The organism is Deinococcus betulae (assembly GCF_020166395.1).
In the GTDB taxonomy this organism is placed as follows: domain Bacteria; phylum Deinococcota; class Deinococci; order Deinococcales; family Deinococcaceae; genus Deinococcus; species Deinococcus betulae.
This window is the reverse complement of sequence record NZ_JAIQXU010000042.1, coordinates 1-20,741: the sequence shown is the minus strand read 5'-3', so window position 1 is coordinate 20,741 and position 20,741 is coordinate 1. Positions and strand designations below refer to the sequence as shown.

Sequence of the window (20,741 nt, the reverse complement as noted above, 5' to 3'; positions counted from 1 at the left end):
AGGTCAGGGCAGTTCGCCTCGGCAGCGCGCGCTCATGATGTCGGCCTGCGCCCTGGCCAGCACCAGTGCTGGCACCCCCAGGCGTTCGCGCTCGCGGTCGGTGGTGCCGGGCGCCACCGGGGCCAGCTGAATGTCGCACGGCCCTACCTCGACAAACTGGGTGCCGTAGGTCTGGAGGCGGCCCAGACTCATCTGCCAGCGGTCATAGGTGGCGGCTGTCAGCCAGCCCGCCGACTTGACGCCGCCCAGGGCGAAGGCGCGGGCGGCCAGCAGATGCGCCAGCTGAAAGTGCTGTGGGCAGTCGCCATGCTGAAAGATCAGCGCCGCGCCAAAAAAGTCCTGGGCGCTGCTGAGGCGGCCAGCGCGCAGCAGCGCCAGGGTCTGCGCCCGCCGGGTCTCATCGGCCCGAGCGACTGCAGCCCAGTCCACAGCGGCTGGATTGACGGCGCCCTGGCGTGCGGCCTGGTCAGCGGTGAGCAGGCGCGCCATCTGTATTGAGGCGGCGGCGTCGGGCGTGACCCCCAACACGACCAGGCCAAGAGCAGGGCGGCAGCCTGTTCCGTCCAGGGTCACGCTGGTGGCCACGCGCGCCCCTCCTCCAGCCAGCGCGGCGCCGCCCAGCAGGCACAGGGTCAGCAGCACGGCCCTCACGGCGCGGTGTTCGGGCGCAGCTGCGCGGCTGGGACAGGGGTGTAGGTCAGCTGGCGCAGGTCGGTGCCGCTCAGGCGGTAGACGAGCAGGGCGCGTTCGTTCTTCTTGGTGGCGGCGAACAGCTCGGGCAGGGTGCTGACCAGACGGGCAAACCCGACCTCCCGGCCCTCCGTCAGCGGCGCGGGAAGCAGGCCGCCTTTCACGGCCCCCAGCGCCAGTGAATAAGCCCGGACAGCCGTCTGGCTCTGGCCACGCTGGCCCAGGACCGCCGCGTTGCTGAGGGTCGCGTACAGCGCGCCGTCTGGGGCGTTCACCCGCACATGATGGCCGGCTGGATCGGGGGTCAGGGTGCCCAGCGTGCCACTGATGGCTGGAGTCATGGTGCCTGGTAGCTTTGGCAGCTGAGGCGAGAGCCAGTCCAGCATCACGTAGGACAGCAGGTCGGTGGTGAGGACCGGGTGGTCCTCTGTGCCCAGTCGCAGGGTGGCCGGACCGATGGTCAGGGTCGGGTTGCGCAGGCCGGTCAGGGTGATCCGGGCCGTGACGCTGCTTTTCAGGATATTCAGCAGGCCACTGCCGGCCACGTACTGAACACCCCCGATGGTCTGGAGGCTGTGTTCCAGGTTCACGGTCTGATGAGGCTCCTCACCCGGAAATGACAGCTGGACCAGCCCAGCGCCGTGAAGGGGCGTAACCGTCACGCCCGCCGCGCGCAGCGCCTGATACACATCGTCCAGCTTGAGCAGGTTGGCGGCGTAGGTGGGGGTCAGCTCCCGACAGGTGGCCACTGCCGCGGCCATGCCGCCGGGCTGACTCAGCTGACGGCGCAGATACTCGGCGTGTTCTGGCGCCAGCCGGCCCAGCACGCTGGTCTGCAACTGCTGCTGGCCGGCGGGCGTGGTCAGCAGCCGCTGCGCGGTGGCGGGGGTCGCGCCGGGCACCAGCCGCACATACAGTTCGTCCAGGGTGCAGGCCGGCTGCATGCGGGGGTCAAGGATGGCCTGTACCCCTGGCACGACCGCCACCGCCTGAAAACTGAGCAGGCCAGCGATGCCCAGCGCCAGGGTGGCCCGCAGCGCGAGCGGCGCGGTATGCACCCGGCTGAGGTCACGGGCGATGGCGTGAGGGCTCCCCAGGTCGCGCAGCGCCGCCTGCTCGGCTTGCGTCTGGTCCAGGCCGCACAGCCGGTAACGGTACACCTTGTCTTCCACGGCGCCGCGCAGTTCGGTCAGGGCGTCGCGCCGCCGCTGGCCCCAGAGGCCGCGCGTGGCCTCCCGCACAAAACGGTCCGTCGGGCTCACGCTTTCCCCCCAATCACGCCGCGCACGGCGCGGGTAAAGTGCTCGTACCGTTCGCGCTGGGCGCGCAGTTCGGCCTGGCCACTCGGCGTCAGGGTATAGACCTTGACCGGACTGCCGCCGCGGGGCAGCACCTGAAACTCACCCTGCAAGAACCCCTGTTTTTCCAGGCGGTGCAGCGCCGGGTAGAGGGTGCCTTCGCGCAGCGCGAAATAGCCGTCTGTGGCCGCCTGCACGTCGGCGATAATCTGTCCGCCGTAGCGCGGTCCTGGCGCCACGCTGGCCAGCAGCAGTAGATCGAGGTGACCTTTGAGTTGCTGAGCATCCATACGACTCCTTCTCGGAGGGCCAGAGGGTGACCTCGCCATCCGATGTAGAGGCATCGTAAAGCGAGGGTCATCGGAATGCAAGGGCAAGTAAGACGCTAAGCGTGAAGAGGTGTGGACGACCAACCGCTGTCAGGATGGCTCTGCTTTGTTGACCGCGTCAGGCGCGCAGCCTCGCTGGTGTCACTGCTGCTGGCCCTCATGGCGTTCCACGACCTCAAAGCTCCAGGCCCGCACCCCTTCGGGGACGCCAAGGTCCGGCGGCCGAACCGCCCAGCGGCTGGCCACCAGCGTCAGGGCCGGCTGCTCGGGGCTGGCCAGGCGCTCGGCGCCCAGAAAACCCGGCTGGCCGGGCAGGGTAGCCAGCCACGCCCGCAGCGCCGCGTGTGCAGGCTCGCCGTGGCCCTCGGCATAGTGAATCCAGACGCTGCTCACCGCAGCAGGCTCAGGGGGTCGCGCGGGTCCCAGCGCAGGTAGGTGCCGAAGTGCAGATGGGGGCCAGTGGTGCGCCCAGTGCTGCCGACCCGGCCGACCAGTTGTCCCTGCACGACCAGTTCGCCTGCCCTCACCAGCGTGGCGCTCAGGTGGGCATAGCGGGTGATCCAGCCGTCCGGGTGTTCCAGCACCACGGTCCAGCCCCAGCCCCGTTCAAAGTCGGCGCGGGCCTCCAGCACCCGGCCCGAGCGCGAGGCCAGGACGCGGGTGCCGTGCGGCGCACTGATGTCAATGCCGTAGTGCATCTCGGTGTCGCCGTGCAGGTCGCGCTCGCCGTACCCGCTGCTGACGCCCTGATAGCCGGGCACTGGCCACAGCCAGGGGCGGGGGCCACCTGTGGCAGCTGGGCGCACCGTCACAGTCCCCGAGCGGGCGGCACTGGCTGCAGAGGGAATGGTCAAGGTGGCCCCCGCCAGCACGGCCTTGCCCCCCTGGTACTGCGGATTGGCCTTCAGCAGCGCCCCCAGCGTCACCCCGGCCCGCGTGGCGATGACGGTCAGGTTCTCGCCGCGCTGCACGGTGTAACGGCGGCCCTGGACCGGGCGTTCAGGCAGGGTCAGCACCCAGCCGGCCTGTAGCGCGCTCCCCTGAAGGCGCGGGTTGGCGGCCTGCACCTGGGCCACACTCAGGCCCGCGCGGGCGGCGATGCCGCTCAGGGTGTCGCCGGGCTTGACGCGGTAACTGGCCGCGCCTGCCGCCGCCCACAGCAAGGCCAGGCCCAACATGAAGGAACGGTTCACGCCGCGCAGCATAAGCCGGCGGCCCCAGGCGCACCGTGAGAAAGCAGGCGCTTTTCAGGGCAGCGTTCGTGCGCAGCCGTCGGTCTGTGCGGCGTGCTGTGGCGGCTTCTCTCCTGAGGCTGGGCGTGACGGCCACGCCGCCGGCAGTGCTAGAACAGAGCTGTCACCATGCTCCCCTCTTCTCCGTCCCCCGCACCCACGTCAGCCTTCAAGCCGCCCGCCGGGTTTCAGCGGGTGCGGCTGACGCTGGCCTGGGACGGCGCGCCCTACGCCGGCTGGCAGGCGCAGCCCAACGCCCCCAGCGTGCAGGACACGCTGCACGCGGCCTGTGCGCGGCTGGGCGGCGGCGCCTTCCGGGCCGTGGCGGCGGGCCGCACCGATACAGGCGTTCACGCCGAGGCCATGCCCGCCCACGTTGACCTGCCGGCCGCCTTCCGGGTGCCGCTGCCCCGGCTGGCGCGCGCCCTGAACGCCTGGCTGCCGCCCAGCGTGGCGGTGCTGGAGGCAGAGGCGGCAGCGCCCGGCTTCCACGCGCGGTTTTCCTGTCTGGAACGGCAGTATGTCTACCGGCTGCTCGTCAGCCCGCAGCGCCATCCCCTGTGGCAGGGGCGGGCGCTGCATGTGCCGCACGCCCTGGACGCCGACGCCATGAACGCCGCCGCGCGCCTGCTGACAGGCACGCACGACTTTGCAGCCTTTGCCACCCAGGAAGACCGCCAGACCGTGCGCGAACTGCGCCGCCTGGAGGTGGTGCCGGGGCCAGAGGTCTGGGCCATTCACGTGCACGGCGAGAGTTTCCTGCGTCACATGGTGCGCGGGCTGGTGGGCACGCTGCTGCTGGCCGGGCAGGGCCGGCTGGACGCCGCAGGGGTGCAGGCCGTCTTGACCTCGCGCGAGCGGGCGCAGGCCGGGGCCAACGTGGCGGCCGGGGGGCTGTACTTTGCCGGCGCGCTTTACCCGGACGCTCCGGCCAGCACCACCAGCCGCTCCTCGCGGTAGGGCAGACCGGCGGCTGTGACCTGGGTGTCCCACTCGGAGAGGCGCTCAGGTTCTTCCATCCAGGCGCAGCGGGTCGCCCAGTCCTCACGGGTGGGCACCCACGCCTGCACGCTGATCTGCCACTGGCCCAGCACCGTCCAGCCCACAGCGGCCAGCCGGCCCTGCACCTGCGGCACCGTCAGGCGCGGTCCCACGTACAGGAAGCGGGCCTGCGGCGCGGCCAGTTCGGGCAGGCGCCGGATGATGCCCGTCGGGCCGCGCCGCGACACGATCAGGTCAAAGGGACCGTGCAGGGCAGGAGGCACCGCGCCCTTGCCGTTCCAGTCGTGAAAGTCGGCCTGCGGCGCGTGCTGCCGGGCCAGCGCCAGCAGTTCGGGAACGTGGTCGTAGGCGGCCCAGCGCGCCGCCTGGTCCCCGAAGCGCGCCGCGTCCGGGCCGTGGCCGCAGCCGGCCTCCAGCACCCGCGTCTGGGGGGTCAGGTGCGTGGTCAGCAGCAGATCGTAGGTTAATTCCGGGTCAGGGCCGTCCAGCACACGGGTCCAGGGGTGCTGGTAGCCGCCCAGGTCACGGGCCAGCGCGGCGTACCACTCGCGGGAATGGGGGCGCGGGGTCATGCCAGGAGGCTAGCGTGACCCGAAGACATGAGGGTTCCGTCAGCGGCGCTGTGCCCGCTGTTCAGACCGGTGTGGTCCGCTGTCTCCATGACGGCCGCGCCTGTCCTGACCCCAGCCCCGGTTCGCGTGGCGTTTCCCGCTGCCCTCCCAGAGAAAGACGGCCGCCAGGCCCAGGTGCACGGCGCAGCGGTGGGCTGCGGCCCGCTAAGTGCCGCCTGTCTCGTGCGTGCCCACGCTGCACGGTTGGGGGTAGCCCTGCCCGAACGCGACGATCTGGCCGCCGAGTTGCTGCGCGCCCAGGGTGCCTTCCGCGTGCCCGGCAGCGGCGGGCAGCGCGCCACCTGGCACTGGCGCTGGGTGAGCGGCCTGAACGCCTATCTGCGCGCACACGACCTGCCGCTGCGGGCGCGTGGGCAGTGGGGACCGGGGCAGGCGCTGGAAGGCCGTCTGGAAGCCCTGTTTGCCCAGGGAACGCCGGTCGTGGGGCTGGAGTTCAGCCCACGGCAGCAGCATTACGGTCTTGTGCGGGCCTACACGCCGGGCGGTGAACTTCACGCCGAGCTCCACGCGAACGGGCGACTGCTCCGCCTGCGGCCGAGTCTGGGCCTGGGCGGCCTGTTCTGGCTGGAGGCGGCGGGCTGAGGCTAAAGGCTCCTCTGAAGCGGGCTGTACAAGAGGGCTCAACCTGCCAGCAAGGGAACAGGCGCGGCCGAGGGACTTCTCCGGCCGCGCCTGCTAGCCTCCTGCGCTTACAGCACGCCGCGCACGACCTTCACCACGTTCGGCACGCTGAACCCGAATTTCTCGAACAGCACACTGGCGGGCGCGCTGGCCCCAAAGGTGTCCATGCCAATCACGGCGCCGTCCAGCCCCACCCACTCGTACCAGGGGGCTTTGGTGGCCGCTTCGATGGCCACGCGCTTGACGCCGGGGGTCAGGACGCTGTCGCGGTAGGAGCGGTCCTGTGCCCGGAAGACTTCCATACAGGGCATGGAAACCACGCGCGCGGCGATGCCTTCGCCGCTGAGGGCCTCGGCGGCGTCCAGGGCGAGGCTGACCTCACTGCCCGAGGCGATCAGAATGACCTGGGCGGCGCCTCCCCCCTCGGCGTCACGGACCACGTAAGCGCCCTTCTTCACGCCCGCGTGGTTGCGCGGCAGGATGGGCAGGTCCTGGCGGCTCAGGGCCAGGGCGGTCGGCCCCTTGGTGTACTCCAGGGCCATCTGCCAGGCGGCGGCCGTCTCGTTGGCGTCGGCGGGGCGAATGACGTGGGCGCCCGGCACCGCGCGCAGCATGGCCAGCTGGTCAATCGGCTGGTGGGTGGGGCCGTCCTCGCCCAGGCCAATCGAGTCGTGGGTCAGGACGTAAGTGACGGGCTGCATCTGAATGGCCGAGAGGCGAAAGGCCGGCTTGAGGTAATCGGCAAACACCAGGAAGGTGCCCACCAGCGGGCGCAGACCGCCGTACAGGCTCAGGCCGTTGGCAGCGGCGGCCATGCCGAACTCGCGCACGCCGAACAACACGTTGCGCCCGGCCATGCTGCCTTCCTGCATCTCGCCGCCGTCCTTGATGGTGGTCTTGGTGCTGCCCGACAGGTCGGCGCTGCCGCCCATCAGCCCCGGCACCACCTTCGCCAGCGCGTTGATGACCTCGCCGCTGGCGTTGCGGGTGGCCGCCGCCTTACCGCCGACTTCGTAGCTGGGCAGGGCGTCGGCCAGGGCTGCTGGCAGGTCGCGCGCCAGCAGGGCGTCCACCTCGGCGCCCAATTCAGGGTGCGCCGCGCGGTAGCCGTCCATCAGGGTGTTCCAGTCAGTCTCCAACTTCGCGCCGCGCTCGTGGGCGTCCATGTGGGCCTTGACTTCCTCGGGCACGGTAAACGCGGGATAGTCCCAGCCCAGCGCCGCCTTGGTCTCGGCCACGCCCTCGGCGCCCAGCGGCTCGCCGTGGGCCTTGCTGGTGCCGGCACGTGGGCTGCCAAAGCCAATCACGGTGCGCACCTGAATCAGCGTGGGGCGGTCGCTGCCCTGGGCCTCGGCAATGGCGGCGCGAATCTCGGCCAGGTCGTTGCCGTCGCCCACCTTCAGCACGTTCCAGCCGTACGAGACGTAGCGCGCGGCGGTGTCCTCGCTCTCGGCCTTGCTGGTGGGGGTGTCGAGCTGAATCTGGTTGTCGTCGTGCAGCCAGATCAGTTTGTTCAGGCGCAGGTGCCCGGCCAGCGCGGCGGCCTCGTGGTTCACGCCTTCTTGCAGGTCGCCGTCACCCAGCACCGCATAGGTGTGGTTGTCGAAAATGGCGAAGTCGGGGCGGTTGTAGCGCGCGGCCAGGTGCGCCTCGGCCATCGCCATGCCCACTGTCATCGCGGCGCCCTGCCCCAGCGGCCCCGTCGTGGCGTCCAGACCGGGTGTGTGGAAGAACTCGGGGTGCCCCGGGGTTTTGCTGCCCCACTGGCGGAAATTCTTGAGGTCTTCAAGCGGCATGTCGTAGCCGGTCAGGTGCAGCAGGCTGTAGATGAGCATGCTGGCGTGCCCCGCCGACAGCACGAAGCGGTCACGCCCGGCCCATTCGGGGTGCTGCGGGTTGAAGCGCAGAAAGTCCTGCCACAGCACGTAAGCCAGGGGGGCGGCCCCCAGCGGCGCGCCGGGGTGGCCGCTGTTGGCCGCCTGCACGGCGTCAATGCTCAGGGTGCGGATGGTGTTCACGCTCAGCTGCGAAAGGTCGCTGGACATAGGGTTCATCCTACCCTGCCAGAAGTATGTGTACAGAATACACTTAAGGAAAGAGCTGGACAGGCCAGCGCTGCGACACCAAAAAAGGCGCCCCCTCATGACAGAAGGGGCGGAAAACACTGAACTTGGGCGGGCTCCGTCCTGGCCTACAAGCACACCACGGCGCTTCCATTCCGGTGTGAACAGAATACGGCATGAGCGTAATCCTGTCAAGCGGCTCTGTGAATGTGGGGTGAGTATGAATCGGCATGCATGATGGAGCCACGCACTGACTCAGCAGGACCAGTGTTTCGGGGGGTGTATATGCACCGGTGACCGTCCTTGCTGAGCCATCTGGCGTAGGGGCTGGGTTCGCCAGGAGAGGGGGAGGGTCGCGCACCATGACGCCATGACACACGCCCTGCACGCCACCGCCCACCTGCCCAGCCTCCGCCCCTTTCGCCAGAGCGACGCTGTGGCGGTGGCCCAGCTCGTGACGGACAGCGTGCGTGGGCACTGGACCTACACGCCAGAGCAGTTCCGCGAGGCCACGCCGCCCAGCCGCCTGGTGGCCGAGCAGGAGAGCCAAGTGACCGCCACCGCGCGCCTGGCTCCGTTTGGCGCCAGTGTACCTGGCGCCCTGCGCCTGGACCTGGCCGGCGACGGCAGCGCCTTCACGGCCCTCACCCTGGCGTTGCTGGCCGAGGTGCCGGCTGGCTTTGCCCGCGTGCTGGGCGTCACCCGCGAGGATTTTGGTGAGCAGATGGATTTCTTTCACGCCGCCGGCTTTCGCAACGCCTGGCAGTCGTGGGGCGCCCACCTGGACCTGACCCGCTTTGACCCGGCGGCGTTCGAGCCGCTTCAGGAGCGGCTGTTTCTGGCCGGCTATGAACCGGGGCGCCTGTCACCTGATGCGCCTGAGCGCGACTGGGACGCCCTCTTTGCCCTGCACGAACGCGGCGTTCAGGACAGGCCGCGCAACCCCACGACCACGCCTGACCCCCTGACCCGTGACACCCTGCGCGAGACCATCTGCCGCGAGGAAGCCGCGTTCGTCACCCGCGTCAAGGGCGAGATCGTGGCCCTGACCCGCTTGAGCCTGCGCGACCAGGAGGTGGACTCGGAAGACACGGTCACCCACCCAGGGCACCGGGGGCGGGGCGTGGCGACGGCCCTCAAGGCCTTTGCGCTGGCCTGGGCCAGGGCAGAAGGCTACACCCACGCCGGCACGGGCGGTACGGTGCTGAACCTCCCGATGCTGCGCGTCAACACCCGCCTGGGCTACCGCGTGGAACGGATGTGGGTCACCTGGGAGAAAGGGCTCGCCTCAGAGTGAATTCAGGGTGATGCGTCCCTGCGGCGCGACTCAAGCGAGCAGACGGACAGCAGAGCTAGATGTGGTGACAAAACTGGACTGGCTTGTTGGGAGGTCGCCGCAGGCTCCAGGCAGATTTGCACACCTGCGCAGGAGAACGAACGGCGACGGGCGTGCAGCGATGGAAAGGCGCCTATGAACATCTGGATGTTCTGCCGTCCGAGCCTTCTTGCGTGAGGCTATGGCCCCTTGAATGCAACCGAACATCCCTAAGTGCATAGCGCGTCTGCCCACACGTTCCTTTTCAGAGCGTGTGGGCGGGCGTTTTTTGGAGTGGCCGGCTGGGGTTGACCAGCGCTGCATACCGCGCTATTCTTTTCCTATCACCGCCGAAAAAGGCGGCTTTTTTTGTTTTGCTCTTCACTCGTGGAAGTAGAGCGTCTTAGAGTTCTCTCTCACCAGGCTTCTATGCAGGCCGCGCCATATCGCTTTAGAAAATCTGCTGTCCAGAACGCTAAATTTGAGGCCCAATGGCTGAACTTGACGCCCTCTGCATACCGCGCTATATTCTTTCTATCACCGCCGAAGAAGGCGGCTTTTTTATTTTGTTTTCTTGAGTGGCGCGTATTGTGCTGCGCCGCCCGCTTTCTCAAAGGCCGCCGTCAGGTCCTCCACCGGTGTGTCGGGCTTGTTCTCGGGGTCGCCGGGCAAAGTCTTGGCGAAGACTTCCAGGGCGTCCGGGTAACCGTCTCCGTCGGCGTCGGTGCCGGCCGTCAATAAGGTGTGAAGCGCCTGGGGAAAGGTCAGGTGGCGCCCGGCCTCGGCCTCCTGGGCAAAAGTGCGCTGCAAAGCCTGTCCAAAAGGATTCCAGGGCGCGCCGCCCGTGTCCTTGACGTGGCAGTAGGTGCAGGGCATGACCCGCCGGTCCAGCTGCCACAGGTCGTTGCCTTCAGTCAGGTGCAGCTGCGGCGCGGCCTGAATGCGGTACTTGGGCAGGGCCAGAGCCGGACTGACCAGAGCGGAAGCGGCCAGGACCAGCGCGCCCAGCACCCCCGCCGCGACGCGCAAACGGAGGGTCATGCTAGCCAGCTGGGGCCCGAAAAGGTGCCGCCCAGAATCTCGCGGGCGTTCAGGCCCAGCCATTTGGTCAGCGCCTCGGCGTATACGCCCCGGAAATCCTGCTTGTAGATGATATCGCCCTCCGAGAGCTTTTCCAGGTCGGGACTGCTGCCGTGAATGCCGCCCTTGACGCCCTGGCCCAGCGCGAACATCACGCTGCCCTTGCCGTGGTCAGTGCCGGCGCTGCCGTTTTCGGCCACCCGGCGCCCGAACTCGGAAAAGCCCATCACCACCACGTCCCCCGCCACGCCCTGTTTTTCCAGGTCGGCGTAGAAGGCGGCCAGGCCCTCCGCCAGAGTGCTCAGGAGTTCATCCTGCTCGGCGCGCTGCCCGGCGTGGGTGTCAAAGCCGCCCAGCGAGACGTACAGCACCCGCTGACCGACCCCGGCGGCAATCAGTCGCGCCGTTTCCTTCAGTTGCCCGGCAAAGCGGGTCTGGGGATAGGTGGCCCCAGCCTTGTACTTCTTGGCGTTTTCCTGCACGCGCGCGGTATTTTTCAGCATCTGGCGGGTGGCGCGGGTCAGGTAGGCGGCTTCGCCCGTGCGCGGAGAATTGAGCAGCGACTGAAAGGGCGTGTCCATGCCCGAAGGCAGCTTGAGCTGAAAGTTGTCCACCGACTCGATGCTGGGGAGGCTGAAGTCCCCGGCCCGCAGCGCCTGGGGCGTGGAGCCGCCCACGTTGCTGGCGCAAAAGGGATCGCCGATCTGCTCGGCCAGGCGGCCAATCCAGCCTTCAGCCTGCGCCTGGGTGGGGTCAGCAGTGTGCCAGATGGCCATAGAGGCAAAGTGGCTGCGGTTGGGGTTGGGGTAGCCCACGTTCTCCATCCAGGCCAGGTCGCCGCTGTCCCACAGGCCCATCAGGGGCTTGAGGGCCGGGTGCATACCCAGGTCGCCGGTGAGGGTCAGCACGTCTTTTTTGGGAATGGCGATATTGGGCCGCGCGGCGTAGTACGCGCCGTTGCTGTACGGAATCAGGGTGTTCAGGCCGTCGTTGCCGCCCGTCAGCTGAATGACCACCAGGGTTTTTTTGCCGCCTGCCTGGGTCGCCGCCCGAGCCAGAAAGCCGGGCATACCGCTGGTGGCGGCCACCGCCAGCGCCGAAAGTTTCAGAAAATCACGTCGGTTGGTCATGAGGGGAACCTCGGGGAGTAGGGAGTGGGTGGTGGGCAGTGGGAAGAGCTGTGGGGGCAGGCAGTTCTGACGGGTCGGAGCCCAGACTTCATGGCCTGCGGCCCTTTTAGGCCAGCTGGAATTCGGGGCTGATCATGCTCAGGTAGGTGCGCTGGCGGCCCTTCAGACTGGAGAGCAGCACCGCCGCCGCCGGGCGTTCCTGGCCGGTCAGGGCCAGCAGACTGGGCGGCTCGGTGAGGTTGGGCGCCTTGGACGTCAGCGTCAGGCCTGCCGCCACCTGAAGGCGCAGCAGCAGCGTGGAGTCGTTGATCCACTCGCGGCCCCCGTCCCAGCCCTTGACGGTGTCGGGTTCCAGCAGCAGCTGGCCCATGCGCCCGGCGGTCTGAGTGAGGTTCAGCAGAGTCTTGGCGTCGAAAGTCGGCTGGCCCAGGGTGCGCAGGGCGCCCACGATGTACTCCACGGGCGAGCGGATGATCCGGGCGCGGCTGGCATAAAAGGCCTCGCTGCTCAGGAGTTCTTCCAGCACGGCGCCCACGTTGCCTCCGGTGCGGCGCCAGGTCTCGGCGCTGCCCAGCACGGCGGCCTCGTCGGGCGTATCACTCAGAAAGGCGCGGTGCAGTTTGCGGCTGACAAACAGGGCGGTGTTCGGGTGGGCGGTCGCCAGGCGCACGATGTCCTCGCCGGTGAAGGCGCCGCTCTGGCCCAGATAGGTCTTGCGGCCCGCGTCGTGCTGCCCCGTCTGGTTGGCAAATTTAGGCTCGACGAGATACTGCGTGTTGCCGCGTCCACCGGTAAAGGTCCAGCCGGTCAGGGCGCGCGCGCCTTCACGCACGTCGTCTTCGGTGTAGTGACCGATACCGGTGGTGAACAGCTCCAGCAGTTCGCGGCTGAAGTTCTCGTTGGGCTTGCCCTTGCGGTTCTGGTCGTTGTCCAGGTAACGCAGCATGGCGGGCAGCTGCGCGACCTCCAGCGTAAAGCGCTCGAAACTGGGGGCGGCGGCGTGGCGGCGCAGGGCCCCCAGGTAGCCGGTCAGGGCCGGGGCGTTGCGCACCTTGTCGGTGCCGATAACAAAGTGGTTACTCCAGGTCAGGGCCAGTTTCTCGCGCAGCGGCCAGGCGCCGTACACCATCTCGTAAAGCCACGCGCCGCGCGTCAGCTGAATCGAGGCGCCGGGGCCAGCGCCCTGCATGGGGTCAAAGGGGTTCTTCGGGGTCAGGCTCTGGTCAAAGGCCAGGGCCGCCCGGGCCACGCTGCGGGCGTCTTTGCCTGCCAGGGCGCGAATCTGGTCGTCGGTGGCGCCGAACGCGGTGCGGCGCAAAAAGTGCGCGGCGTCCTCGGCGGTCAGTTTGCGGGAAAGGGGAGAGAGGGTCATGGGGACTCCTGAAAAGGGGGATTTACGGATGAGAGGACGGAGCAGCCTGAAAAGTTCCCAGCGGGGCCTCGTCGGCGCGGCGGATACCGGCCAGGGCGGCGTTCAGTTCATTGTGCGGGAGGTTGCCCACCAGCCACACGTAGGCGCCGCCCACCCGCCGCGAGGCCACCCCCGGCGCCGCCTTGACGTTCCGCCGCGCCACCACCAGGGTCAGGGTGTTCAGGCCGTCGGTCAGTGTGACCTCGCGCCCAGCGGGACGGGCGCCGATACCAGACGGCACGAACCCAGGCGGCAGGCGCAGGCCCGGTAGGGCACGGGCCAGGGCGTCGGCCAGACCGCCCGGCAGTGGGGGCTGGGCCAGGGCCTGCCGTGTGAGGGTTGCCCCCACCTTCGTAAACACGGCGCGCCGGGCCAGGTCGCCGCCCGCACTGCGCTCCTCGAAGGCCAGGGGCACCTTCCAGACTTCATCCACCCACAGGCGCCAGCGGGCGGCCTGGCCCACCTTGGGGATCAGCTCAAACAGGACCGCCGGGCGGCCTGCCACTGCTGCGGCGCCCAGGCGCGTGACCGCGAAGTTCTGCTGCACCAGCGCCGGGCGCACGGTCAGGACAGGCAGGGCGGCGGCGCGGCGGGTCGGCACCTCGCGCGGTGGAAACAGCACCGTGACCTCGGCCTGGCCGCGCGCCACCAGGGTGCGGGCGCGTTTCAGGGCGTTCAGGACGTCGTCCACGTCGGCCGCCTGGGCGGCGCTCCCCAGCAGGGTCAGCAGGGCCAGGGCGCGCCTCACCAGCCCTCTCCCCAGGCGCTCTGGTAGGCGTCGTAGGCGGCGCTGGCCGGCAGGTCCGGGGCCGGGCACAGGGTCAGCAGCCCCGCCACCACGGCGGCCGAGGCCAGCAGGGTGGGCCACCAGGCGGCGGGGCGGGGCCGGCGCGGTGGGGCCGCTGCCCGGAAACGGGTCAGAAAGCGCTCGGCGGCACCCTCATCGGCAGGCGAGAGGGTGCGCGCCTGGGCAAAGAGGGTCTCCAGGTCGTCAGGACGGGTCATGGGGTCACTCCGGCGTTGGTCAGCCACGCGCGCAGGGCAGTGCGGGCGCGGGCAATGCGGCTCTTGACGGTGCCCAGCTCGGCGCCGGTCACCTGGGCAATCTCGGCGTAGTCCAGGCCCGAGAGTTCGCGCAGAGCAATGGCTTCGCGCTGATCACGCGGCAGCTGGGCCAGGGCGGCGGCCAGGCGCTCGCGGACCTGGGCCTGCTCGCCGCTGCGGGCAGGGTCGTGCGGGGCGTGTGGCTCGGGCTGGCCTTCGAGCGGCACGGTGGGCCGGGCTTTGAGGGCGCCGTAACAGGCGTTCAGGGTGACGCGGTGCAGCCAAGTGCTGAACTGCGCCTCCCCCCGGAAGGTCTTCAGTGACCGGTGCAGGCTGATCAAGACCTCCTGCACCACGTCATCGGCGGCGCCGGGCCCCACCAGGCTGGCCGCTAGGCGGTGAATGCCCGCCGCGTGGCGCTTCACGAGCGCCTCGAACGCGGCCTCGTCGCGCAGGGCGAGGCGGACCAGGTCGCGGTCTGGCAGGGGGGCGTAGGGGTCATTCAAGGGCACCTCGAATGTTAGAGGGAGCAGCGGCCGCAAAAGTTCCCTCCGGCCCGCCCAGTGCCCGGTGTAGGGAAAAACGGCCTTCCTCTGACCCTACGGCGCCGCCGGTGCAGGTTGGTGGGCTGCAAGCCTCCGTGCCGGCTCGGGGCTGAGCAGGCCGTCGACCGTTCGCAAGGCATACCCCCTGGCCTGCGCGGCCTGAATCATGGCCGGAAGGGCGCCCAGGGTGCTGTCGACTTTGTCGTGCAGCAGCGTGATTTGGCCGGGGTGCAGGTGGTGCGCGAACGCTTTTTGCAGGCTCTGGGCGTCTGCCTTCAGGTAGTCGCCGGCGTCGTGGCTCCACATGACTGTCCTGAGCCCCTGCGCAGCGGCGGCGCCCAGCACAGCGGCATTCAGTCCGCCGCCGGGGGGCCGGAAGGCCGTGATGTCCTGACCGGTTAGGTGCCTGAGCAGCCCGGATGTCCGCGCCAGCTCCGAGCGGACTTCTCCTGCGGTCAGGGTCTTCAGCAGCGCGTGGGAATAGGTGTGGTTGCCCACCTGGTGCCCGGCCTTCACCATGTCGCGCACGAAATAGGGGTAGTGCTCTGCATTCTGACCGATGACAAAGAAGGTGGCGGGTACGCCATAGCGGCGCAGCAGGTCCAGCAGCAGGGGTGTATACAGTGGGTGCGGGGCGTCATCAAGGGTCAGTGCGGCGTCCTGGGTGGTCCCGGCGCCGCGCCAGATTGGCCGCCTGGTTGGGAGCGGCGCAATAGGGGCTGGAGCCATCAGGTCGGGGGTGCTGGCTGGCCACACCCGTGGGTAAGTGCCGCGCCTCAGGGCCCAGGCGAAGATTGGGCGCTGCTGGGCCGGCACCGAAAGGGTGAGGAGGGGAGGTGCCGCGCGGGAGGCAAAGCCCAGGTATTGACCCGCCTCAAAGAGGGCCACGTCGACCTCGGCCAGATCTGGAAAGGCCTGGTAGGCGGCGTTCACTGCCTGAACAGCCAGGGCCTCCTCCGCCTTCATAGAGCCAGGTGTGTGCCGGATGGTCAGGGCCACGAAGGCCATGCTGACAAAACCGTTGCTGCGCAGATGCAGGGACGCGGCGGCGGAGAGGTGGAGCCGCTGCTGCGCGACCGGTCCCACCAGGTCAAGTGTGGCGGGCGTGGGCGCCCCGGTTCTGGCCACTGGCGTCAGGCCCAGCAGCAGGACCGCTCCAGCGGCCAGCAGCGCGCGCCAGCGCCTCATAACCATAGGTCCACCACGGCCGCCTCTGCCCCGGCGGGCGGCGCTCGGAACTCCAGGCGAAGCTGCCCAGCACTCCAGCTGGCCTTGCTGCCAGGCGCCAGGTCTATCCGGGCCGGCCGCCGGGTCCTGAGGGTCAGTCGGAGGACCTGCTGCGCGGCCAGGTGGTGGGCGGCCAGCCGCACATGCCCCGGCCAGGTTGCGGGCGTCAGGGCGTAGGTGTGGTCGGCCCAGAGGTTGGTTTGAAAGGCGCGGTTGGGTCCTTCGCGGGGATTGCCCCGCAGCATCATGTGGGCGCCATCCTCCCGGCGGAGCTTGACGGGCCCAAAGGCTTGCGGCGCCGTGTCCATGTTCACGATGAACAGACTCACTGGCGAACCGGCGCAGCTCACGGCCCCCCAGGTCGGCCGCGCCTGACAGGCGCTGGTGTTGGTCAGAAACGGCGTGGCGAGAAGCACCGAGGTGCCCGCCTGTCCCGTCACCGAGCCGTCCATATCCAGAAAGGCTGCGCTGCGGTAGCCGTCTGCGCCGGCGTCTTCAGGGACCGGCAGGGGCCTGGGGGCCAGGTAAACAGGCTGCGCGTTCGAGAACTGCAGCCGCGCGGCCTGACTGGCTGGATGAAAAAAGAAGGGGCTGAATTGCAGCGCCCCCAGCGCGCCTGCAGGCCGCGTGGGTGTCGAAACGAACTGGGTAAAGTGGATGTCCTGAACCGTCACGGGCCCGTCGTAGAACTCGAAGCCGCGCAGAGGAAAGTGAGGTTCCTGCGGTTTGGGGGGGCCGGTGCGGTTCTGGCTTTCCCCGACTACCACGCCGCCGACCAGTTCCGTGTCGGCGGCCGCAAAGGTCACCCCAATCGCGTTGTCCGCCAGCCGGACGCCGCTGAGGCGCAAATTGGTGCCCCTGAGCCAGGCGCCGCGCCGGCGATTTTTGTAGGCGGTCAGCCCCTGAAACTCGGCCCGGCGTGCGGGGCTGTAGTTGGGCGCCTCCAGCACGCCCGGAGGATTGCGCAGGTTGTCCACGAACAGCCCGGTGTGCCCAGTCGAATGGGCCACATTGTCCTGAAAGACCCCCAGATTCGTGCGCCGGGGCCGAATGGTCTGATGCTCTGCAGCGGTCACGCCGTCGCCCTGAGGTTCGGGGGGCAAGGAGTACCAGAACCCCGAGTGTTCGGCCCCCGCCGCCACATTGCCCCTCAGGACATTGTCAGGGTTGGTGATCCAATAGGCCGCCGCCACTCTATCTGTCTCCAGAATCGCAGTTTCAGGCGGCGCGCCGCGTGTCTGAACCGCCAGGTTGCCCAGCAGCTGATTGCCGGTCTCGGTGCCGTCTTCTAAAAAGAAGCAGTGGCCAACGGCATCAAAAGTCACGTTGCCCTCAATGCGCGCGTGCTGGGTGCCGTGCAGGGTCAGGCACCGGTTGAAGTTCCCATAGAAGCTGGAGTCCTCAACAAAGGACTGCCCCTGCTCACCAGCCCGGTGAAAGTGAACGGGATAAAAGCCTTTCTGGCCGGCGCGGCCCAGGCCGCTGAACGCCACGCCGCTGGCCCTGAGGGTGCCGCCTGCCAGCACCATCACGCCGCCACCTAGCTCGGCCCGGCGCGCCGCCGCAGCGCTGGTCAGCGAAATGGTGCGGGTCAGGGCCCCCACCTCGGCCCGCTCGTCCACGCCGCGTGTAACCTGGCCAAAATGGGGGAAGCGCAGGGGCGCCTGGAGGGTAAGCTGCCGGCCGTCGGGCGAGCGCGCCGCGACCTGGACCCGTTCGGCTTCCATCAGGTCAAACCCGGTGGGGGCCAGGGTTAGCACCGTGCCCATCGGCCAGTTGACGGGTGTGGCCAGCTGCAGGGTGCGGCTGCCGGCCCGCACCGAGCGCGTCAGATGGGTCCAGCGGCTGGGCCGTAGCCCCCAGAGTTCAAGGGTGCCGCCGGCCAGCACCGTGACCAGGCCGTTGGTCGCGGCAGCAACGCGCCTGCCCGAGCCCAGAATGACCGTCAAGCGGCGCCTGAGGGGCCGTACGGCTTCGCCCGCCTGCCACCGCCCGCCAACCTGAATAGTTGCGGCCCGCAGCGTAAGTGCCCCAGCTCCGTCTTGAACCAGCAGTTCGCCCTGGATGTTCAGGTCGTCCAATGGCGGCGGGCTGATATCCAGCACGACGCGCTGGCCAGGCGGGATAACGACCCGCTGACCAGCGACAGGCAGGTGGCCGCCCCAGGTGTGCGGGTCAGACCACAGGGCCGGGCTGGGTGACCTGGGCCAGGCCAGACTGACCGCCAGCGCGACCACCAACGTTCCGAGCAGCAGCGGTGGCCCCAGGAGCGTGCGGGCGACTGGGCGCAGGCGGACCATATAGGAGGCACCCTATGGCGGCCCCACAGAGCCGCCATCCCCCTAAAGTGGGACCTGACCTGACAGGCGGGCTGTACCGGTCAGGAGGGCGCGCGCGGCCCGAACAGGACCTTCGCCCAGCCAGACTGGCCCCCGCTACACTGACCCTATGACCGGCCGTCCCCTCTCCCGCTCTGCGGAGGATTACCTGAAACATCTGTATGTGCTGGGCCAGGCCGGCAAGGTGAACACGCAGGCGCTGGCCACAGCGCTGGAGGTGGCGCCGGCCAGCGTGACGGGCATGCTGCGCAAGCTGGCCGAGCAGGGCCTGGTCTCGCACGCGCCGTACCAGGGCGCCCAGCTCACGGCCGAGGGCGAGCGGGTCGCGCTGGAGGTGCTGCGCCACCACCGCCTGCTGGAACTGTTCCTGCACCGCGCACTGGGCGTCCCGCTGGACGAGGTTCACGAGGAAGCCGAGCGGCTGGAACACGCCCTCTCTGAGCGGCTAGAAGCCCGCATCGCGGCCTGGCTGGGCGACCCCACCCACGACCCACACGGCGACCCCATTCCCACCGTGGACGGCGAACTGCCGGCCCAGCCGCAGCGGCGCCTGTCGCAGCTGGCCTCCGGCGACGCCGCCACCGTGGCCCGCATTCCCGACGACGACGCCGCGCAGCTGCGCGCCCTAATAGCCGCCGGCCTGACCCCCGGTGCCCCGCTGCGCGTGGACAGCGTGGACACCGCCCTGGGCACCCTGACGGTGTGGGCCACCGACCACACCCTGACCCTGGCGCTGGGGGTGGCAGCGCAGATTCATGTGGAGCGCTCGGCCTCAGGATTAGCCCTGGCTCCTGGGCACCCGAACGGCTGACCCCCACCCACCTGCATCCGGAGGGTGTACCCCCTTTTTTCTCCGCCCTCAGCAGTCAATCTCCGCCTTTTGTCTACTAGACAGGCTGACTGACCGCGCGCTTAAATAGAGCATGAGAAACATTGGGGTCCTGGCCTGGCTGTGCGGCCTGCTGCTGTGGTGCTGGGGGGGCGCGCAGGCGCTGCCCAAGGATATTCGGGAGCGCATCATCCAGGCCACCGTGATGCTGCTGCCGACCGACCAGAACGGCGATCTGGACGGTTCGCGTGGGTCGGGCTCCATCATCAGTCCTCAGGGGTACATCCTGACCAACTACCACGTGGTCGGGGACCCCGAAACCCGCGTGCTGTCCCACTGGATTCAGGTACGGACCATCCGCTTTGTGGACCGCGAACCAGAGTTCACCTACTGGGGGAAGGTCGTGGCCGGTGACCCCAACCTCGACCTGGCCATCGTGCAAATCGTGGAAGACAAGGACGAGAAGCCTGTCAGCCGCCTGAACCTGCCCTCTGTAGAACTGGGTGATTCCAACAGCCTGATCATTGGCGACGACATCTTTGTCTTCGGCTTTCAGGGTACGGGCGGCTACACCATCTCGTTCTCGCGCGGGTCGGTGGGCGGCTTTACCGGGGACGACCTGGAAAGCAGTGGCCGGCAGTGGATCAAGCACGACGCCCAGACCGGGCCCGGCAATTCCGGCGGCGGCGTGTACGACGAGAGCGGCGCCCTGATTGGCGTGCATTCGGCGGGCCTGGCGGGCGGCGGTAATTCGCGCACCGCTTTTATGCGCCCGCTGGCGGTGGCCTGGGGACTGGTTACGCCCAACGTCACCGGTTTCGTGGTCAAAAAGAGTGGCAGCGCGGCCGTGACCGCCACCACGAACGTCAGCTCGGGGGCGGCTGGGCTGTGGCCTCCCACCCTGGCCACGGGCCGCAACAGCGTGGCCGGCACCGTGCGCGTGACGGGCAGCGCGGGGGCCGGCACCTGGACCCTGGACCTGACCGAACTGCTCAAAGACGGGGGCCTGAAGGGCACCGCCCGCAGCGGCTCGCAGAGTCAGACCGCGTTTTTTTACTACGACGAGGACGACAACGAGGTCTGGGTTGAGTGGACGCGCGACGGCAAGGCGTTTACCAGCTGCATCGTGGAGCCGGGCGGGGTGAGCAGCAGCGACTGGAAAGGCGCGGTGTACGCCTTCAAGGACCTGGAATCGGACGGCACCCGCGCCGGCGACTGCGTGGTTAGCCTGAAAGCCAAGACGGCGGGCACCAGTGCCTCGGCCACCTCGGGCACGGCTTCGGCGGGGGGCGCGGCCCTGGCCTGGCCCCCCAGCCTGAAAGTCGGCCAGACCTGGACCGCCACGTTCACCTCGGTGGGCACCTACAACGTGGCGCTGAGCAAAGCCAATCCAGAAGGCGGGTTTGACGGCACCGCCACACGCGGCAGCGAGTCGAGCAGCGCGATTCTGGACTACGCCGACGGCGAACTCTTCCTGATTGTGCAGCGCAGCGACAAGACCTTTCTGGTCTGCTCCACCGAGCGCGCCGGCCTGAGCGGCGCCACCGTGCGCGGCGCGGCCACCACCCACAAGAACGCCGACGACAAGGGCACAGGCGCCGGCACCTGCACCCTGGGCCTGAAGTAACGCCGATCCGTCATTTCCTCCGCCCTCGGCTAGCTGCTGGGGGCGGTTGCTTGTGCCGGCAGCAGGCGGCGCAAATGATGAAGGTGGGCGCCTGCCCACTCGGACTTGTCCTCCACCGCGTCTTGAATGCCGTCCACGTAGCCTAGAGCCCGCAGCAATTCGCCGGCCAGCAGGGCGTCGGCGTGCAGGGCGCGCAGCTCTGGCAAGGGCAGGTGGTCGGTCCAGGCACTCAGGTAAGCGTCGCGCGCCGCGTCCAGCACCTCGGGCGGGGTGCCCGGCGGGGCCAGATAGGCCGGGTTAGCGTCCAGGAAGGGGTGTGTCCGGCAG

At 68.9% G+C, this 20,741-nt stretch carries 21 protein-coding genes; 5 read left to right on the top strand and 16 right to left on the bottom strand.

Annotation, left to right across the window (positions count from 1 at the left end; genetic code table 11):
- Positions 1-3: 3 nt before the first annotated feature.
- The 5 genes from K7W42_RS21075 to K7W42_RS21055 all read right to left on the bottom strand — a co-directional run bounded on the left by K7W42_RS21075 (position 4) and on the right by K7W42_RS21055 (position 3,510).
- A complete protein-coding gene (locus K7W42_RS21075; RefSeq protein WP_224577191.1) occupies positions 4-642 on the bottom strand; it encodes a hypothetical protein in 639 nt (212 codons plus the stop codon).
- Positions 643-647: 5 nt separating this feature from the next.
- A complete protein-coding gene (locus tag K7W42_RS21070; protein WP_224577189.1) occupies positions 648-1,952 on the bottom strand; it encodes a hypothetical protein in 1,305 nt (434 codons plus the stop codon).
- On the bottom strand, positions 1,949-2,278 hold the full coding sequence (locus tag K7W42_RS21065; RefSeq protein ID WP_224577187.1) for a PadR family transcriptional regulator: 330 nt from the start codon (positions 2,276-2,278) through the stop codon (positions 1,949-1,951). Before K7W42_RS21065 ends, K7W42_RS21070 begins: the two co-directional genes overlap by 4 nt.
- Before the next feature lie 180 nt (positions 2,279-2,458).
- Positions 2,459-2,710 (bottom strand): hypothetical protein, encoded by a 252-nt coding sequence (locus tag K7W42_RS21060; RefSeq protein WP_224577185.1) that lies wholly within the window; start codon positions 2,708-2,710, stop codon positions 2,459-2,461.
- Positions 2,707-3,510 carry a LysM peptidoglycan-binding domain-containing M23 family metallopeptidase gene (locus tag K7W42_RS21055; protein WP_224577183.1) on the bottom strand — a complete coding sequence of 268 codons (804 nt, stop codon included), beginning with the start codon at positions 3,508-3,510 and terminating at the stop codon, positions 2,707-2,709. The genes K7W42_RS21060 and K7W42_RS21055 overlap by 4 nt, the downstream gene beginning before the upstream one ends.
- A 168-nt stretch (positions 3,511-3,678) precedes the next feature.
- Between K7W42_RS21055 and truA the strand changes: the two genes are divergently transcribed.
- Positions 3,679-4,509 (top strand): tRNA pseudouridine(38-40) synthase TruA, encoded by an 831-nt coding sequence (gene truA / locus K7W42_RS21050; protein ID WP_224577182.1) that lies wholly within the window; start codon positions 3,679-3,681, stop codon positions 4,507-4,509.
- On the opposite strand, the gene K7W42_RS21045 is transcribed toward truA, so the two are convergent.
- Positions 4,464-5,123: a class I SAM-dependent methyltransferase gene (locus tag K7W42_RS21045; RefSeq protein ID WP_224577181.1), complete on the bottom strand. Its 660-nt coding sequence runs from the start codon at positions 5,121-5,123 to the stop codon at positions 4,464-4,466. The genes truA and K7W42_RS21045 overlap by 46 nt on opposite strands.
- 87 nt (positions 5,124-5,210) lie before the next feature.
- Here K7W42_RS21045 and K7W42_RS21040 point away from each other — a divergent pair, with 87 nt between their 5' ends.
- Positions 5,211-5,765, top strand: a complete 555-nt coding sequence (locus K7W42_RS21040) for a hypothetical protein (RefSeq protein WP_224577180.1) — start codon at positions 5,211-5,213, stop codon at positions 5,763-5,765.
- 107 nt (positions 5,766-5,872) lie between these two features.
- Here the strand turns inward: K7W42_RS21040 and tkt are convergent, their stop codons facing one another.
- Positions 5,873-7,849, bottom strand: coding sequence for a transketolase (gene tkt, locus K7W42_RS21035; RefSeq protein WP_224577179.1), 1,977 nt, complete (start codon positions 7,847-7,849; stop codon positions 5,873-5,875).
- Positions 7,850-8,237: 388 nt separating this feature from the next.
- On the opposite strand from tkt, the gene K7W42_RS21030 reads away from it, so the two are divergent.
- Positions 8,238-9,164 (top strand): GNAT family N-acetyltransferase, encoded by a 927-nt coding sequence (locus K7W42_RS21030; RefSeq protein WP_224577178.1) that lies wholly within the window; start codon positions 8,238-8,240, stop codon positions 9,162-9,164.
- Between the two features lie 579 nt (positions 9,165-9,743).
- On the opposite strand, the gene K7W42_RS21025 is transcribed toward K7W42_RS21030, so the two are convergent.
- The 8 genes from K7W42_RS21025 to K7W42_RS20990 form a co-directional block, all read right to left on the bottom strand.
- Positions 9,744-10,223, bottom strand: a complete 480-nt coding sequence (locus tag K7W42_RS21025; protein WP_224577177.1) for a hypothetical protein — start codon at positions 10,221-10,223, stop codon at positions 9,744-9,746.
- Positions 10,220-11,392 (bottom strand): DUF1501 domain-containing protein, encoded by a 1,173-nt coding sequence (locus tag K7W42_RS21020; RefSeq protein ID WP_157459767.1) that lies wholly within the window; start codon positions 11,390-11,392, stop codon positions 10,220-10,222. Before K7W42_RS21020 ends, K7W42_RS21025 begins: the two co-directional genes overlap by 4 nt.
- A 106-nt stretch (positions 11,393-11,498) precedes the next feature.
- Positions 11,499-12,764: a DUF1800 domain-containing protein gene (locus K7W42_RS21015; RefSeq protein WP_224577176.1), complete on the bottom strand. Its 1,266-nt coding sequence runs from the start codon at positions 12,762-12,764 to the stop codon at positions 11,499-11,501.
- 22 nt (positions 12,765-12,786) lie between these two features.
- Positions 12,787-13,551 carry a transcriptional regulator gene (locus K7W42_RS21010; RefSeq protein WP_224577175.1) on the bottom strand — a complete coding sequence of 255 codons (765 nt, stop codon included), beginning with the start codon at positions 13,549-13,551 and terminating at the stop codon, positions 12,787-12,789.
- Positions 13,548-13,808: a hypothetical protein gene (locus tag K7W42_RS21005; protein WP_224577174.1), complete on the bottom strand. Its 261-nt coding sequence runs from the start codon at positions 13,806-13,808 to the stop codon at positions 13,548-13,550. The genes K7W42_RS21010 and K7W42_RS21005 overlap by 4 nt, the downstream gene beginning before the upstream one ends.
- A complete protein-coding gene (locus tag K7W42_RS21000) occupies positions 13,805-14,389 on the bottom strand; it encodes an RNA polymerase sigma factor (protein ID WP_369411413.1) in 585 nt (194 codons plus the stop codon). The genes K7W42_RS21005 and K7W42_RS21000 overlap by 4 nt, the downstream gene beginning before the upstream one ends.
- Before the next feature lie 57 nt (positions 14,390-14,446).
- Positions 14,447-15,580, bottom strand: coding sequence for a polysaccharide deacetylase family protein (locus K7W42_RS20995; RefSeq protein ID WP_224577173.1), 1,134 nt, complete (start codon positions 15,578-15,580; stop codon positions 14,447-14,449).
- Complete coding sequence (locus K7W42_RS20990; RefSeq protein WP_224577172.1) at positions 15,577-17,919, bottom strand: G8 domain-containing protein; 2,343 nt, start codon at positions 17,917-17,919, stop codon at positions 15,577-15,579. Before K7W42_RS20990 ends, K7W42_RS20995 begins: the two co-directional genes overlap by 4 nt.
- A 148-nt stretch (positions 17,920-18,067) precedes the next feature.
- Between K7W42_RS20990 and K7W42_RS20985 the strand changes: the two genes are divergently transcribed.
- Positions 18,068-18,769 (top strand): metal-dependent transcriptional regulator, encoded by a 702-nt coding sequence (locus K7W42_RS20985; protein ID WP_224577171.1) that lies wholly within the window; start codon positions 18,068-18,070, stop codon positions 18,767-18,769.
- A 112-nt stretch (positions 18,770-18,881) separates the two neighbouring features.
- Positions 18,882-20,414 (top strand): S1 family peptidase, encoded by a 1,533-nt coding sequence (locus tag K7W42_RS20980; RefSeq protein WP_224577168.1) that lies wholly within the window; start codon positions 18,882-18,884, stop codon positions 20,412-20,414.
- Between the two features lie 29 nt (positions 20,415-20,443).
- Here the strand turns inward: K7W42_RS20980 and K7W42_RS20975 are convergent.
- A partial coding sequence (locus tag K7W42_RS20975; protein WP_224577166.1) for a hypothetical protein occupies positions 20,444-20,741 on the bottom strand: 298 nt, incomplete at its 5' end.

Bases quoted from the DNA above. Each gene is read 5' to 3' on its own strand.
- K7W42_RS21005 (WP_224577174.1), bottom strand. From the start codon at position 13,808: ATGACCCGTCCTGACGACCTGGAGACCCTCTTTGCCCAGGCGCGCACC.
- K7W42_RS21040 (WP_224577180.1), top strand. From the start codon at position 5,211: ATGACGGCCGCGCCTGTCCTGACCCCAGCCCCGGTTCGCGTGGCGTTT.
- tkt (WP_224577179.1), bottom strand. From the start codon at position 7,849: ATGTCCAGCGACCTTTCGCAGCTGAGCGTGAACACCATCCGCACCCTG.
- K7W42_RS20985 (WP_224577171.1), top strand. From the start codon at position 18,068: ATGACCGGCCGTCCCCTCTCCCGCTCTGCGGAGGATTACCTGAAACAT.
- K7W42_RS21020 (WP_157459767.1), bottom strand. From the start codon at position 11,392: ATGACCAACCGACGTGATTTTCTGAAACTTTCGGCGCTGGCGGTGGCC.
- truA (WP_224577182.1), top strand. From the start codon at position 3,679: ATGCTCCCCTCTTCTCCGTCCCCCGCACCCACGTCAGCCTTCAAGCCG.
- K7W42_RS21045 (WP_224577181.1), bottom strand. From the start codon at position 5,123: ATGACCCCGCGCCCCCATTCCCGCGAGTGGTACGCCGCGCTGGCCCGT.
- K7W42_RS21030 (WP_224577178.1), top strand. From the start codon at position 8,238: ATGACACACGCCCTGCACGCCACCGCCCACCTGCCCAGCCTCCGCCCC.
- K7W42_RS20990 (WP_224577172.1), bottom strand. From the start codon at position 17,919: ATGGTCCGCCTGCGCCCAGTCGCCCGCACGCTCCTGGGGCCACCGCTG.
- K7W42_RS20995 (WP_224577173.1), bottom strand. From the start codon at position 15,580: ATGAGGCGCTGGCGCGCGCTGCTGGCCGCTGGAGCGGTCCTGCTGCTG.
- K7W42_RS21025 (WP_224577177.1), bottom strand. From the start codon at position 10,223: ATGACCCTCCGTTTGCGCGTCGCGGCGGGGGTGCTGGGCGCGCTGGTC.
- K7W42_RS21065 (WP_224577187.1), bottom strand. From the start codon at position 2,278: ATGGATGCTCAGCAACTCAAAGGTCACCTCGATCTACTGCTGCTGGCC.
- K7W42_RS20980 (WP_224577168.1), top strand. From the start codon at position 18,882: ATGAGAAACATTGGGGTCCTGGCCTGGCTGTGCGGCCTGCTGCTGTGG.
- K7W42_RS21015 (WP_224577176.1), bottom strand. From the start codon at position 12,764: ATGACCCTCTCTCCCCTTTCCCGCAAACTGACCGCCGAGGACGCCGCG.